This is a genomic window from Opitutaceae bacterium TAV5 (assembly GCA_000242935.3).
GTDB lineage: Bacteria > Verrucomicrobiota > Verrucomicrobiia > Opitutales > Opitutaceae > Geminisphaera.
The window spans coordinates 3,664,665-3,677,752 of sequence record CP007053.1; the positions used below are offsets into that span (position 1 = coordinate 3,664,665).

Below are 13,088 nucleotides of genomic sequence, written 5' to 3' on the forward strand. Positions count from 1 at the left end.
ATTGAACAGAAGGTAACAAAGAGAACGAAGAACAACCAAGGAAGCAGACGCCTTATTCTTATTTAACTCAATTATAATAAATTAATTATAATCCATGGTCTTCTTTGTTTTTCCTTCGTTCTCTTCGTTTCCTTCTGTTCAAAAATGAATTTTTAGAACCTCTCTTGAGAGTGAAGCTGCGAGTGATCGTCGCAGCGGGGAACTGTCGGTGTCCGCTTGTCCCGGAGGCGATCAGCCGGAGGGGTGTTTGAAGATTTCGCCCGTTAGCGAAATCCATTAGCGGTTCCTTCCTCTGTATTTGCCACGGGAAGCTATGTATCCCCAGATTACGCTACCCGGACCTCGGCGCCGCCGATTTACGAGCTTGCCTGGCGCAGCACTTGCCTTGGCCCGGAAGCTGTCCACATTGATATGGCATGAGCACCGTCACCGAAATCGAAAACGCCTTGGACCAGTTGCCCGTGGAGCAGCAGCAGGAAGTGGCCGAATGGCTAGAACGGCGACTGGCGGCAACAGTGCCGTCCCCTGCCGAGGTGGAAGATGCGTGGGAGAAGGAGATAAAACGCCGCATCGAGGATATTGACAATGGTCGTGTGGTTCCGCGTCCCGCTTCCGAAGTCTTTGCTCGTGCCCGCCAGCTTCCTGTTCCGGGTTTGTTTTTCCGGCAAGGCACATCTATCTTGTAGCATTATGAATTTGGCAGAACGCATTACCAGTGATCCGGAAATTTGCCACGGGAAGCCCTGTGTTCGCGGATTACGCTACCCGGTTGAGATGCTGCTCGATCTGCTTGGCTCCGGCATGACCGAAGACGAGATTCTGGCCGACTACCCGGACCTCGACGCCATCGATTTGCGAGCTTGCTTGGCCTATGCCTCGCGTCTTGTGCGCACCAGCTCCGTCGTTGCCTTGGCGTCGTGAAATTTCTGGTCGATGCGCAATTGCCCCGGCGCCTTGCGCTCATGCTGACAGCTCGCGGACATGATGCCTAGCATACGCTGGATCTTCCGCTTGCCAATCAAACTCCTGACAGCGTGATCTGTGTCCGGGCGGATGCGCTTGGCGCCGCTGTGATTACCAAAGACGCCGATTTCGTGATTTCACGCATGCTGCACGATACCCCGGAATACCCCGGAACGGCTTGTCGTTATTGCTACCGGAAACATTTCCAATAACGAACTCCTCGCCCTGATTTCCGCCAACCTTGACACAATCTGTGCCGCGCTCACCAGTCCGGCTCATCTGGAAATCAGTCGCACGACCCTTGTGCATCATCCCTGACTTCACCCGCAAATTTCCGGCGGGAAACCCTTGCCCGCGGCACGAGGAGCGTTGGACTTGGCGGCTTCCGAACCAATGTCCACCGAATCTCTCTCTTCCGCAGTTGCGTCCGCCGTCGATACCGCCACCCCTGCCGCGTCCGCATCGGCTGCCATCCAGTTGAATGGCGAACATGTGCTCCGCATCACGCAGGAGCTCGGTATCCGCGTCCAGCAGGTCGCCGCCACCGCGCAACTCCTCAAGGACGGCGCCACCGTGCCCTTCATCGCCCGCTACCGCAAGGAAGTCACCGGCGAACTCGACGAAGTCCAGATCACCGCCATCCGCGACCGCCTCGAACAGCTCGCCGCGCTCGACGACCGCCGCGCCGCCATCCTCGCCTCCCTGAAAGAGCGCAACCTGCTCACCCCCGAACTCGAAAAGGCCATCGCCGCCGCCGGGACGCTCAACAAGCTCGAAGACATCTACCTTCCCTTCCGTCCCAAAAAACGCACCCGCGCCACCATCGCCCGCGAAAAGGGACTCGAACCCCTCGCCGAACTCATCTGGGGCCAAGCCACATCCGACGCCGGGCTCGCTGCCGCCGCCGGAGCGTATGCAGGTAACGACTACACGCCCGATGACGGCAAAAACACGCCCGCCAAAATCAAGGATGCCGCCGAGGCGCTCGCCGGCGCGCGCGACATCCTGGCCGAACGCATTTCCGACGATGCCGCCGCCCGCGAGAAACTCCGCGGCCTCTACCGCTCCACGGCGGTGGTCAGCAGCAAGGTGCTCTCCGGCAAGGAGGCCGAGGCCGCCAAGTTTAAAGACTATTTCGACTGGAGCGAGCCGCTCGCCAAATGCCCCTCGCATCGCCTCCTCGCCATGCGGCGGGGTGAGAAGGAACTCTTCCTCATGATGCGGATCACCGTGGACGAGCACATCGCGCTGACCGAGCTCGACCGCCTTTACATTTCACCCGCCGCCGCTGCTGCCGCTCCGCTCCCGCTTACGCCGGTCAGCGCGGCCACCGCGCCCGTCACCTGCACCGCGCAGCTCCGGCTTGCCATCGCCGACAGCTTCAAACGGCTGCTCGCACCCGCGATGGAAACCGAATTTCGCCTCGACTCGAAAAAAGGCGCCGACGTCACCGCGATCAAGGTCTTCGTCGACAACCTTCGCGAACTCCTGCTCGCCTCGCCGCTCGGCCAGAAAGCCGTCATCGCCATCGACCCCGGTTTCCGCACCGGCTGCAAGACCGTGATGCTCGATCGCCAGGGCAAGCTCCTGCACAACGACGTGATTTATCCGGACCGCCACCCCGTGGAGGCGAAGGAAAAACTGCTCGGCTTCGTCCAGTTTTTCAAGGCCGAGGCTATCGCCATCGGCAACGGCACCGGCTCGCGCGAGACGGATGCCTTCGTGCGTACGCTCGGCCTGCCCGCCTCGATTCCCATCGTGTCGGTCAACGAATCCGGCGCCTCGATCTACTCGGCCAGCCCGGTCGCGCGCGAGGAGTTTCCCGACCACGACATCACGGTGCGCGGCGCCGTATCCATCGGACGACGACTGATGGACCCGCTCGCCGAGCTCGTGAAGCTCGATCCGAAGAGCATCGGTGTCGGCCAGTATCAGCACGACGTGGACCAGAACGCGCTCAAGCGTTCGCTCGACGATTGCGTGGTCAGTTGCGTGAACAACGTCGGCGTCGAACTGAACACGGCTTCGAAACACCTGCTCAGTTACGTCTCCGGCCTCAATGGCACGACGGCGGCGGCCATCGTGGCGCGGCGCGACGAAAAAGGGCCGTTCAGTTCGCGCGCGGAGTTGCTGGAAGTGTCGCGGCTCGGTCCCAAGGCGTTCGAACAGGCCGCCGGTTTCCTGCGCATCCGCGACGCCGCCAATCCGCTGGATGCGTCGGGTGTGCATCCGGAGAGTTATCCGATCGTCGAAAAGATGGCCGCCGATCTCGGCGTGTCCGTGGCCGATCTGATTCGCGACGAGAAGCTGCGCAAGAAGATCAGGCTGGAAAGCTATGTGACCGACAAGGTCGGCCTGCCGACGCTCAACGACATCATGAAGGAGCTCGCCAAGCCGGGACGCGACCCGCGCGCGAAGTTCGAGCTGTTTGCGTTCGACGACAGCGTCCACAAGCCCGAGGACCTGAAGCCCGGCATGAAGCTGCCCGGCGTCGTGACCAACGTGACGGCGTTTGGCGCATTCGTGGATGTGGGCGTGCACCAGGACGGACTTGTCCACGTGAGCCAGCTTGCCGATTCATTCGTGAAAGATCCGGCCGAGGTCGTGAAGCCCGGGCAGAAAGTGCGCGCGACGGTGATCGAGGTGGATCTGGCGCGGAATCGCATCGCGCTGAGCCTGCGGACCAACCCGCAGATCGGTGGACGCGCGCCGGCCGGCGGCACCGGCGGGGCGGCGGGTGGCGGAGGAAACCGCCACGGCGGCGGGGGCCAGCGCCCGGGTGGCGGCGGTTTTGGTGGCGGCGCCCCGCGTCGTGACTCGAACCAGGCGCTCGGCGGTGACTGGTTCACGGCAGCGCTGAACAAGAAGAAGTGAGCCGCGGTCGCTGACGGAGCGGCGGCATTCCTGCCGCTGCTGACGACGCGGAGCGTCGCCGGTCCGGAGGCGAGGCGCCGGTAACCGTTGAGCGTAGCTGCGAACGCAAGTTCGCAGGCTCCGGAGCGGGCGATGCCTGCGAACTTGCGTTCGCAGCTACAGGGGGCGGGCCACAGGGCGTGGGCTGGCTAAACAGGTACAGGCCCGTGCGCCTCGGTTTTTGCTCTCGCGCGGGCGAGCCGGGTGCGCAAGAAGTGCGCCTTTTATCTGGTCAGCACAACCACCACACAAATGAGCGGTTCCGATCCTGTTTATTCTCTCGATGATCTCGCGCGCTGGTCCCGGCCGGGCGTGTCGCTCGCCGTGCTGGGATTCCCGATAAAACATTCGATCAGCCCGCCGATGCAGAATGCCGCGCTCGCCGCGATGGCGGCAGCAGCCGATAGCGACGGGGCGGGGGAGAGCGGCAACCATTTCGCGGAGTGGTGCTATCATCGCTTCGAGGTGCATCCGGACGACTTGCCGCGAGCCCTGCGCCTCCTGCACGAAAAACGCTTCCTCGGGGTCAATCTGACGGTGCCGCACAAGATCATTGCCTTCCCGCTGGTGACGCAGGTCGATCCGGAAGCGCAACCGATCGGTGCGGTCAACACGCTGAAGTGGGCGCCGGAGGGGTGGCACGGTTTCAACACCGATGGCTACGGGCTGGCCACGGCGGTGCGCGAAACGCTGGGTCGCGAACTGGCCGGCACGCCGGTCATCCTGCTCGGCGCGGGCGGCGCGGCGCGCGGCGCGGCGGTCGAGTGCATCCGCCAAAAGTGCGCAGGTCTGTGGATCGGCAACCGGACGCATGCAAATCTGGATACATTGCTCACGCAACTCGCTCCGCTGGCCGCCACGGCCGGCGTGACGCTGGCGGGGTTCAATCCGGCGACGCTCAAGACGACGTCGGGGGAGGGGAGTGCGAGCGGGATCGTGCCGGCCTCGAACTTGCCCGAAGGGGCGCTGGTAATCAACGCGACGAGCGCCGGCCTCAAGTCCGGCGATCCCCTGCCGGTGGACCCGGAGACGCTGCCACGCCCGGCGGGGATTTATGACATGATCTACAATCCGGCCGAGACGCCCTTGCTGGCTCGCGCCCGTTCGCTCGGTCTGCCGGCCGCGAACGGTCTGTCGATGCTCATCCATCAGGGCGCCCGTTCGCTGGAAATCTGGAGCGGTGCACGCGTCCCGGTGGCGGCCATGCGCACGGCGGCGGAAGCGGCGCTGGGACGGTGAATGTACGGAGGCCGGAAGGCCGGAAATCTCACGACCTCGAGGCAGGCTTCCGTTTCAGGTTCCCCGGTTGCCAGAAGCCGTCAATGAGCACGCGATGCGGATGTTTGGGCACGCCGATTTCCTGGCGGGAGAGCATGCCGACCAGCATGTCCACGGCAGTCGCGCCTGTGAGCAGGCCATTTTCGTCCACTCCAGCCCGTTCGGGCTGGGTGGAGTTGACCGAGTGATAGACTTTTTCAATACGAGGCGGCAGGTCGAGCGGGGCGTCCACATTGCCGATGACGAGCACCACTTCCACTTTCTCCCGTTTTACCCAAGCGCGAAGTTTTCCCGGATTGCGTGAATCAGGCCGGTAAACCAGCGGCGGGACGCGATCGGTTTCGGAGTGCGCGTGATAGTCCACCCAGTAGGCGGCCATCCAGTGATGATTGCAGCGCCGATCTACTTGCTCATCCACATATGCTCCGATGCGCCGGTATCCCGATGCACGCAGTTCCGTCATGATGGTCTGTGTCGAGGTGTACTGGTTCGGGACTACGGCGTGGAGCCGGGGCTCGGCAAAACTGTATCCGAAAGCCACCGCTGCCAGTTCATTCCATTGAAGATCCAGCCGGTGTCCCAACGGTTGCGGAGGTATCAGCACGGCGCTGATATTGCGGGTGCGCAGGATCGTACGTGCACGCTCGATCGACATGTCGCTGCCGGGACCGAGTTCGATTTCCAGCAGCCCGAATCCCAGTTCTTCCGCCCGCTTGCGAGCCCCGCGCAGGTATTCGCCATAAAGGTGTACCCGTTCGCCAATACCCCGATGGAAGGCATTGATCCATGCCAGCGCCGAACGGCGCACAAGTCGGGACCGGTAGCGGCAAAGGGCGCTGAGCAGGGCGTCCTGCCGGTAGCCCATTTCGCTGGCCAAGGCCTGTACCCGCGCCCGCGTGGACGCGGAGATGCGGGGGTGATTGCGCAAGGCCATGGACACGGCCGTGACATGCAACCCGGCGCGCACCGCGATCTCGCGAAGCGTCACGCGTTTTGCCGGGATGCCCGCGAGCGGAGAGTCGGGAGCTTCGGAAACCGAAGGGGTTTGCCGGGACGATGGCAATGCGGCGGGAGGCTTCGGCATGACGCTTTGAGTCGAAAACGATCGTTCCGTCGCGTCAATGCTCTACAACTAGAGCACCGAACTGCTTGAGCGTTGTCTCTCCTCGTGCAATTCCTCTTCCCCATGAAACGTTCAGACATACCCCCGATGCAGCCCCGGCCCGCGCAGTTCCCGTCATTCATGGCGGATCGCGGTTTCACGCTGATCGAGTTGCTGACAGTGATTACCATCATCGGCATTCTTGCCGGCATCCTGATACCGGTTGCGGGAAAGGTACGCAACAGCGCCTACGATGTGCAGTGCAAGACAACCCTGCGCCAGTGGGGTATCGCCATCAATGGCTACGTCACCGACAACCGCGGCCTGCTGCCCGGCCCTGCGGGCGGTGATGTCTACATGCGCAACGGTCACCTGAAGGACGGTGCGCAGAGCCTGTTCTCATTTCTCGCGCCCTATGTGACGATGAAAAACACCGACACCGGTCGCCTGCCCGACGACTATGTTTGCAGGAACAACCGTCGCATGGCGGTGGATGCGCTCCAGTCTCCGGTCTATCACGCGCACACCAACGTGCTGGGGGCGGACGGCACTTATTCGGGCACCATTGCTCCCATGGGCAAATACGGGAAAAAGGGGCAGGCGGCCAAACAGCCTCTCAACTACAACTCCCTGCACCATCTCATCGATCTCACCCGGGGCAAGGCTCTCGAGGACATTGATATTTCCCTGACTCACGCGGGCGACCAGGCCTCGCTTCCGCAACAGATCGTTCACGGAGATCATCACAACGTGCTCTACTACGACTGGCACGTCGGCACCCTCAAGGTGAGTCTGCCTTCGTCTCCCTGAGACCACACCTCTTCCCGACAGGCTTTCCGGCAGGGAAGCCATTTCCTCTTTCGCGCCTGCCCGCCACCTCCCCCTCCGCATTCACCTGCGCGCCGACCGGAGGGCAGCGCCGGAAAATACCACCAAGTACCTGTATCCACCCACTGCCATGCAACACTCCCGCACATCCGACAGGCCTCTCGCCATCGTCATCATCGCCACATTTGCCGTCTGGTTTTCCTCCGGCCTTGCCGCCGCCACCATCAAATGGGATGGAGGCGGAGGAAACTCGACCTGGACCACGCCGACCAACTGGTCAGGCGACATCCTTCCCACGAGTGCCGATGATGTCACCTTTGACATCAACACCGGTATGGCCACGAGTGGCACCCAGGTTGACTTCGGCAGTTCCGTGGGAGCGCGTTCCATTACCGTGGATCTCGCGGCGTTCCGCCTGAATGCCGTGGTGAGCAGATCCTTCACGCTTGGCTCCGCCACGGATGCCGGCTCGTTCATCCTCACCGACAGGTTCACCACGGACAGCACGGTTTTCGATTCCAACAACAGCCGCGCCATCACCGTCGAGTTCCATAACGACCTTTCCCTGGTCAACCGTGGCACGGGAACCGCCTTTGTCGGCACGGATACGGCGGGCAGGATGGCGAGAATCCAGAGCAAGGACAGCACCACCGGCACGGGCGTCATCACCTTCGGTGGCAGCGGCAACTGGACTTTTCGCTCCAACAGTTATCTCGGGAAACACGCCGGCAACACCACGCAAACCCTCGCCGTCGTCCTTGCAGGAAGCGGGGCGGACGCTTTTACCGGCGTCCTCGAATACGGCGGCGCCACGGCCGCGAGTGTTGACACGCTGGCCATCGACAGCGGCACTTTCCGCCTGAAAAACGCGACCGCCATCGCTGCCGCCGGTGTCACGGTCGGAGCCAACGGAACGCTCGACGGCATCGGTTCCGTGGAGGGCGACATCACCATCGAAGGCAAGCTCGCCGCCGGGCTGGAAAGCGAGCGGGGACAACTCGCCTTTACCCGAAATCTCACCCTTGCCGACACCGCCATCACCACACTCCGTATCGAATCAGGAAATACAAATGACTCTCTTCTTGGAGCAGCCGGAGGAGTTTTCACCCAGGACGGCGCGCTCGTCATTTCGGGCGCCGACGCCATCGCCGCCGAAGGTCAATGGATTCTCTTTTCCGGCTTCGGCAGTATCGCCGGAGAGTTCACCAGCGTCACGCTGTCCGGCCTGGGGGATCTCGCATGGGATTCCGCCAGTAACCGGTGGAGCGGACAAAATCTCCGGGGGTTTGACTGGAGCCTCGATGCGACCAGCGGCCTGCTGGCCGCGACCGGCGCCATTCCCGAGCCCGCTGCCGTCGCCCTGCTTTTCGGTTGCCTCGCCGCAACAGCCGTCGCCATTCGCCGCCGTCGCGCCTGATCCTTCGCGCTCCTCCTGCCGGGCGCCGGGCCGAACCGAAAAATCGTTCTCCCCGAGGATCGGCCAGAAGCGTGTGCCCGGCTCATCTTCCGGCGCTTGCTTCCGCGGAACCCCAAACCCGACCTGTCAAACCTGCCATGAGCCATTACCCGAAACACAAAAAGCCTCTCGCCCTCCGCGTGTTCGTTGCCGCCGCACTTCTGCCTCTGGCGACATCTGCCGCGGACATCACCTGGACTGGCACATCGGGCAATGACTTCGCCGCTCCTGCCAACTGGTCCTCCGGCGTGCGTCCCGGCCCCTCCGACACGGTCCGCATCGACAAAGCCTCCGGACTTGCCAACGGCAAAAACGCACGCCTCGACCAGTCCCTCCGGATCAGATCTCTCACTATCGACCTTCCCGTGTACACGCTTGCCGCGACCCGTTCCCGGACCCTCTCGCTCGAGGCTCTTGTCATCGGACCGAAATTCGCGGCCGGCTCCATCGTTTTCGATGGTGGCCGCACTCCCCGTCTCACCATCGGCTTCTCCCCGGAAATTGCCCTTCGCAACGAGGGCGGCGGTGCGGCCGGATTCGGCGCCGCCTTTCTTGTCGGCGATGGCGCCGCGACATTTGATGGTCCCGGCAACTGGAGTTTTGCTCACAACAGCGGCATCACCCGGACCCCCGGCAAAACCCTTGCCCTGCACCTCGCGCCCTCCTTCAGCGGCAATCTCCAGTATGCCGCCAAGGCCCCGCTTTCGGTCGATTCTCTCATCATCGATGGCGGCACACTCACTCTGGCCCGGAACGCTGCTCTCACCAGCGTCGCACCGGTCAGGGTCAACTCCGGTGGCGCCCTTCGCGGTATCGGGGAGATCGATGCCGATGTGCTGGTCGCCGGCGGCGCCCTTCTTCCCGGACAATCGCGCAGAACTCCCGGCCAGCTCGCTCTTCGCGGCAATCTCACGCTCGACAGCAACGCTCCCGGAACGCGTCTTGTTTTCCGCGTCGCTGCCGCTGCCAACGACATCCTCCAGGCGCTTTCTCCCGGCGCGGGCCAGACTCTCGCCCTTGGCGGCATCCTCTCGATTCAAATCGCCAGCGACACAACCAAAACTGCCGGCGCCCGCGACCGGTGGGTTCTCCTGGGCGACTTCTCCGAAACCCGGGGGCACTTTACCCGCGTCGAGCTCACCGGCGCCGTCGAGAGCTTGCTGATACGCGCGCCCGATTCCTCCCTCTGGCGTGCCTCAGGTCCCGGCGATCGTTCCTGGACTTTTGATGAAGTCAGTGGAATTCTCACCACCACCATCCCCTGATCCTCGCAAGCCACCCGCGCCCGGCGCGTCACCCGTCACATGCCAAAAAAACCTCTCGCCTTCCGCTTCGTATCCAGGCTCCTGCTTCCCGCCGCCCTGATTTTCCCGATTGCGCTCCGGGCCAAGGGTGATCCGGCGCAAGGCATCCCGCGGCCGGATCCCGCGCGCATCGCAGAGATCACGGCCTGGCTGTCTCCCGAAAATCCTGCCGGGGCTCCTCCGGTCCCCGTCTTTTACACACCTCCCTATGCCGATCGCACCTGGTGGAACGCCGTGGCTGCACGGCTCTCTGCCGGCGAACTCCTTGCCGCGGCCAATGCCGTCGAAGGCACGCCACCGCCTCCTCTCCCGCGCGAACTTTTTGATGACTATCGCGTGACGGGCAACCGCGCCCCCTATGAGAAGCCTTTCAGCGAACGCACCGCCCGGCTCGGTCAGCTCGTATATGCCGAAGGGTTCGCCTTCAACGGACGCCGCCTTCCGGCCATCGAACGCGAACTGGCCGCCATTCTCGAGGAGCGTTCGTGGGCTGTGCCTGCCCATGTTCCCGCCGGAGCCACCGACGCGGAAACTTATACCCGCGTCGATCTTGCCGCTGCCGCGCGAGCCTGGAGTCTTGCCACGACGGATTATCTGCTCGGCGACAAACTCTCTCCTGCCACCCGCGCCCGTATCCGGGCCGAAGTACGCGCCCGGGTCCTCGATCCCGTCGCCGGGCGCATCCGTGCCGCCGACAGCCGCGGCTTTTCGTGGATGGCCGGCCGCAACAACTGGACGGCCATCTGCAACGCCGGCGTCATGGGCTCCGCGCTTCTGCTTTCCGATTCCCCTGCCGAACGCGCCCTCTTTATCGCAGCCTTCGAGCGTTTCACGCAGCCTTACATCGAATCCTTCGGTCCCGACGGATTCTGCGAAGAGGGGATCGGTTACTGGTCGTATGGTTACGGCCATTACATCATGGGATCCGAACTCATACGAATGACGACCGGAAGGCGGATCGACCTTATGGCCGGAGAGCAGCAGAAACGCATCGCCACCTTCGACGTTCGCTGGAAAGTCGCCGGCAGCGTCTACCCGGCCTTTGGCGATGCCAGTGTCCGTGCGCGCACTCCCGCCATGTTGCACGATTTTGCCACGCTCCGTTATGGCGGTTCCGGCGGGCTCGTCAGCCCGGGCGCTTCCGCGGGCGTGCATCGCCATCCGTTGGGAGCCCAACTTTACGTCATGCCGTTCCGCCTGTCGCTTCCGTATCCGGAGTCCGGTTCGCCGAAAGCCCAGGCGATCGCCGCGGCCGCGACTCGTCCTCCCCTGCGCGACTGGTTTCCCGACGGAGGCGCGCTGGTTGTTCGCAGCGCTTCAGCCGGCACGGGGCTCTCCGCCGCCTTCAAAGGCGGGCACAACGGACAGTCTCACAACCACAACGACCTCGGCTCCTTCATTGTTGTCAACGGCTCGCAACCCGTTCTCGGCGATCCCGGTGCCGATACTTATGTAAAAGACACCTTCGGCCCCAAACGCTATTCCAGCGGCCTGATGAATTCCTTCGGCCATCCCGTACCCCGTGTGGCGGGGAAACTCCAGCGCACCGGCCGTGATGCCCGGGCGAAAACGGTTCGCAACGAATTTTCGGATACGCGGGATATCTGGGAAATCGACATCACCAGCGCCTACGATGTCCCCGGGCTCGACCGGCTCACGCGCACCTTCATTTTTGACCGGACAGGCCCGGGTCGTCTCGAAATCCTCGATCGGGTGGCCTTCAGAAAAGATTCGGCTCCCCGGACCTTTGACACCGCCCTGATTCTCCGTCCGGGCCAGAAGTACGAGCGAAACACAGACGACGGATTGCGTGTGTACGCCGGAAACAGCGCCAGCGATGCCGCGCTTGATGCAAGCTGGAAAGCAACTTCCAGCCGGGGCGGCCGGCTTCTGGTGCAAGAGGAGCCGGTTTATGGAATCGTGCCCGATCAGCCACCCCGCGGGCTGCGGATGGGCCTCGGTTTCGAAAACCCGGTGGAAGAGGCGACGATTCATCTGATCATTACGCCAGCCGGAGGGAAGTGATTTGCCGCTCAACCGGATCGGACGGGCATAGTCGGCCATGATTTGCCCGGCGTCATGGCGATGACCGGAAACGCCATGGGCTACCGACGTGCCGGCTGAAGAAACTTGCCGATACTTCCTCTATCCGGCCCGCAGCGTGCTTCCGTGATTCCAGCAGCCCGGCATGGTATGGGTTACGGGATGCGCGGGCACGCCGGTCTCGTTGCGCTGGATCTGGCTGATCAACTGGTCCACTGCCACGGAGCCAAGCCGTTCGCCGTTCTGGACGATGCCGCTCAGGCGGTCGCCCGCCGCCGGCACGAGCAGGCCCGCCATCCCGATGTCGCCCGGGATCATGCGCCCGGATTCGCGAATGATTGTCTCCAGGGGACCAAGAACGGGACCAACGATCACATCGGGTCTTTCGCGATCGAGCCAGGCGAGAACGGCATCGGAGGTCCATGCATCGACGATGAGCGGTGCAGGCGGGCGAAGGTGCGGACGGCGTTTCCCTGTTCCCGTTCCCGCTTGCCCGAGCAGGAAGGCGGCTTCCCAGCGGCGTTCGAGGCGTTCGCTGGTTTCGCGTCGCACGGCGAGGCCGGGACGGCGGTAGCCGCGCCGGGCGCACTCGTCGAGCGCGAGGCGCATGCCCTGGTAATAATCGGTCGTCACACGGTGAAACCGGTTCGTTGTCGGGGTGAGCCCGAGCACGACGACGGAGAAGGCGGACCATGCCAGATCGAGAGTGATCTGCGTGCTCGGCACGGGCGCGAGCAGGAGGCCCGGGATGCCGCGCGCGCGAAGCATCTCGCCGAAGCGCCGGTTGCTCATGCCGTCCTGATGAAGCCAGAAATGCTCCAGCCGGTAATTGTGTTCGCTGGCGCGGGCGAGGGCGCCGGCGTGCATCTGCCGGAAAATCGGCGAGGGGTGACGCCGCCAGCCATCGGCTTCGGGAAACGCGGTGACGAAGGCCAGGGTGAGCCCGGGGTGTCCGGCGGCGCCGCCGCCCCGGCAGCGCCGTATCTGCATCAGCGCGGCGACGAGCGGATTGGGCTTGTATCCGAGTTTCCGGCACGCACGCAGCACGCGCTGGCGCGTGGCAGCGGAGACGTCGGGTTTGTTGGCCAGACTTTTGGAAACCGTGGAGGCCGAGACGCGCGCGGCGCGGGCGATGTCTCGCATGGTGACGGGGGAAGACATGGTGGAAAAAGACGGGAAAACGTCGGGACGATGAACAAAG

At 63.4% G+C, this 13,088-nt stretch carries 10 protein-coding genes; 8 read left to right on the forward strand and 2 right to left on the reverse strand.

The annotated features are described in order from the left end of the window. Positions 1–416 precede the first annotated feature (416 nt). The 4 genes from OPIT5_15670 to OPIT5_15685 all read left to right on the forward strand — a co-directional run bounded on the left by OPIT5_15670 (position 417) and on the right by OPIT5_15685 (position 5,115). Positions 417–686 (forward strand): addiction module protein, encoded by a 270-nt coding sequence (locus tag OPIT5_15670; protein AHF91445.1) that lies wholly within the window; start codon positions 417–419, stop codon positions 684–686. Positions 687–690: 4 nt separating this feature from the next. Further along, on the forward strand, positions 691–921 hold the full coding sequence (locus tag OPIT5_15675; protein AHF91446.1) for a hypothetical protein: 231 nt from the start codon (positions 691–693) through the stop codon (positions 919–921). Positions 922–1,440: 519 nt separating this feature from the next. Further along, positions 1,441–3,837: an RNA-binding protein gene (locus OPIT5_15680; protein AHF91447.1), complete on the forward strand. Its 2,397-nt coding sequence runs from the start codon at positions 1,441–1,443 to the stop codon at positions 3,835–3,837. A 291-nt stretch (positions 3,838–4,128) separates the two neighbouring features. After that, a complete protein-coding gene (locus OPIT5_15685) occupies positions 4,129–5,115 on the forward strand; it encodes a shikimate dehydrogenase (GenBank protein AHF91448.1) in 987 nt (328 codons plus the stop codon). Positions 5,116–5,143: 28 nt separating this feature from the next. On the opposite strand, the gene OPIT5_15690 is transcribed toward OPIT5_15685, so the two are convergent. Further along, positions 5,144–6,238, reverse strand: a complete 1,095-nt coding sequence (locus OPIT5_15690; GenBank protein ID AHF91449.1) for a LacI family transcriptional regulator — start codon at positions 6,236–6,238, stop codon at positions 5,144–5,146. 126 nt (positions 6,239–6,364) lie between these two features. Here OPIT5_15690 and OPIT5_15695 point away from each other — a divergent pair, with 126 nt between their 5' ends. The 4 genes from OPIT5_15695 (at position 6,365) to OPIT5_15710 (ending at position 11,869) form a co-directional block, all read left to right on the forward strand. Continuing rightward, positions 6,365–7,066: an N-terminal cleavage protein gene (locus tag OPIT5_15695; GenBank protein ID AHF91450.1), complete on the forward strand. Its 702-nt coding sequence runs from the start codon at positions 6,365–6,367 to the stop codon at positions 7,064–7,066. Between the two features lie 148 nt (positions 7,067–7,214). Further along, positions 7,215–8,501 (forward strand): hypothetical protein, encoded by a 1,287-nt coding sequence (locus OPIT5_15700; protein AHF94429.1) that lies wholly within the window; start codon positions 7,215–7,217, stop codon positions 8,499–8,501. A 137-nt stretch (positions 8,502–8,638) separates the two neighbouring features. Next, on the forward strand, positions 8,639–9,805 hold the full coding sequence (locus tag OPIT5_15705) for a hypothetical protein (GenBank protein ID AHF94430.1): 1,167 nt from the start codon (positions 8,639–8,641) through the stop codon (positions 9,803–9,805). A gap of 39 nt (positions 9,806–9,844) precedes the next feature. Beyond that, positions 9,845–11,869, forward strand: a complete 2,025-nt coding sequence (locus tag OPIT5_15710) for a heparinase (GenBank protein ID AHF91451.1) — start codon at positions 9,845–9,847, stop codon at positions 11,867–11,869. Between the two features lie 120 nt (positions 11,870–11,989). Here OPIT5_15710 and OPIT5_15715 read toward each other — a convergent pair whose 3' ends face one another. Next, a complete protein-coding gene (locus tag OPIT5_15715) occupies positions 11,990–13,048 on the reverse strand; it encodes a hypothetical protein (GenBank protein AHF94431.1) in 1,059 nt (352 codons plus the stop codon). Between the last annotated feature and the right edge of the window lie 40 nt (positions 13,049–13,088).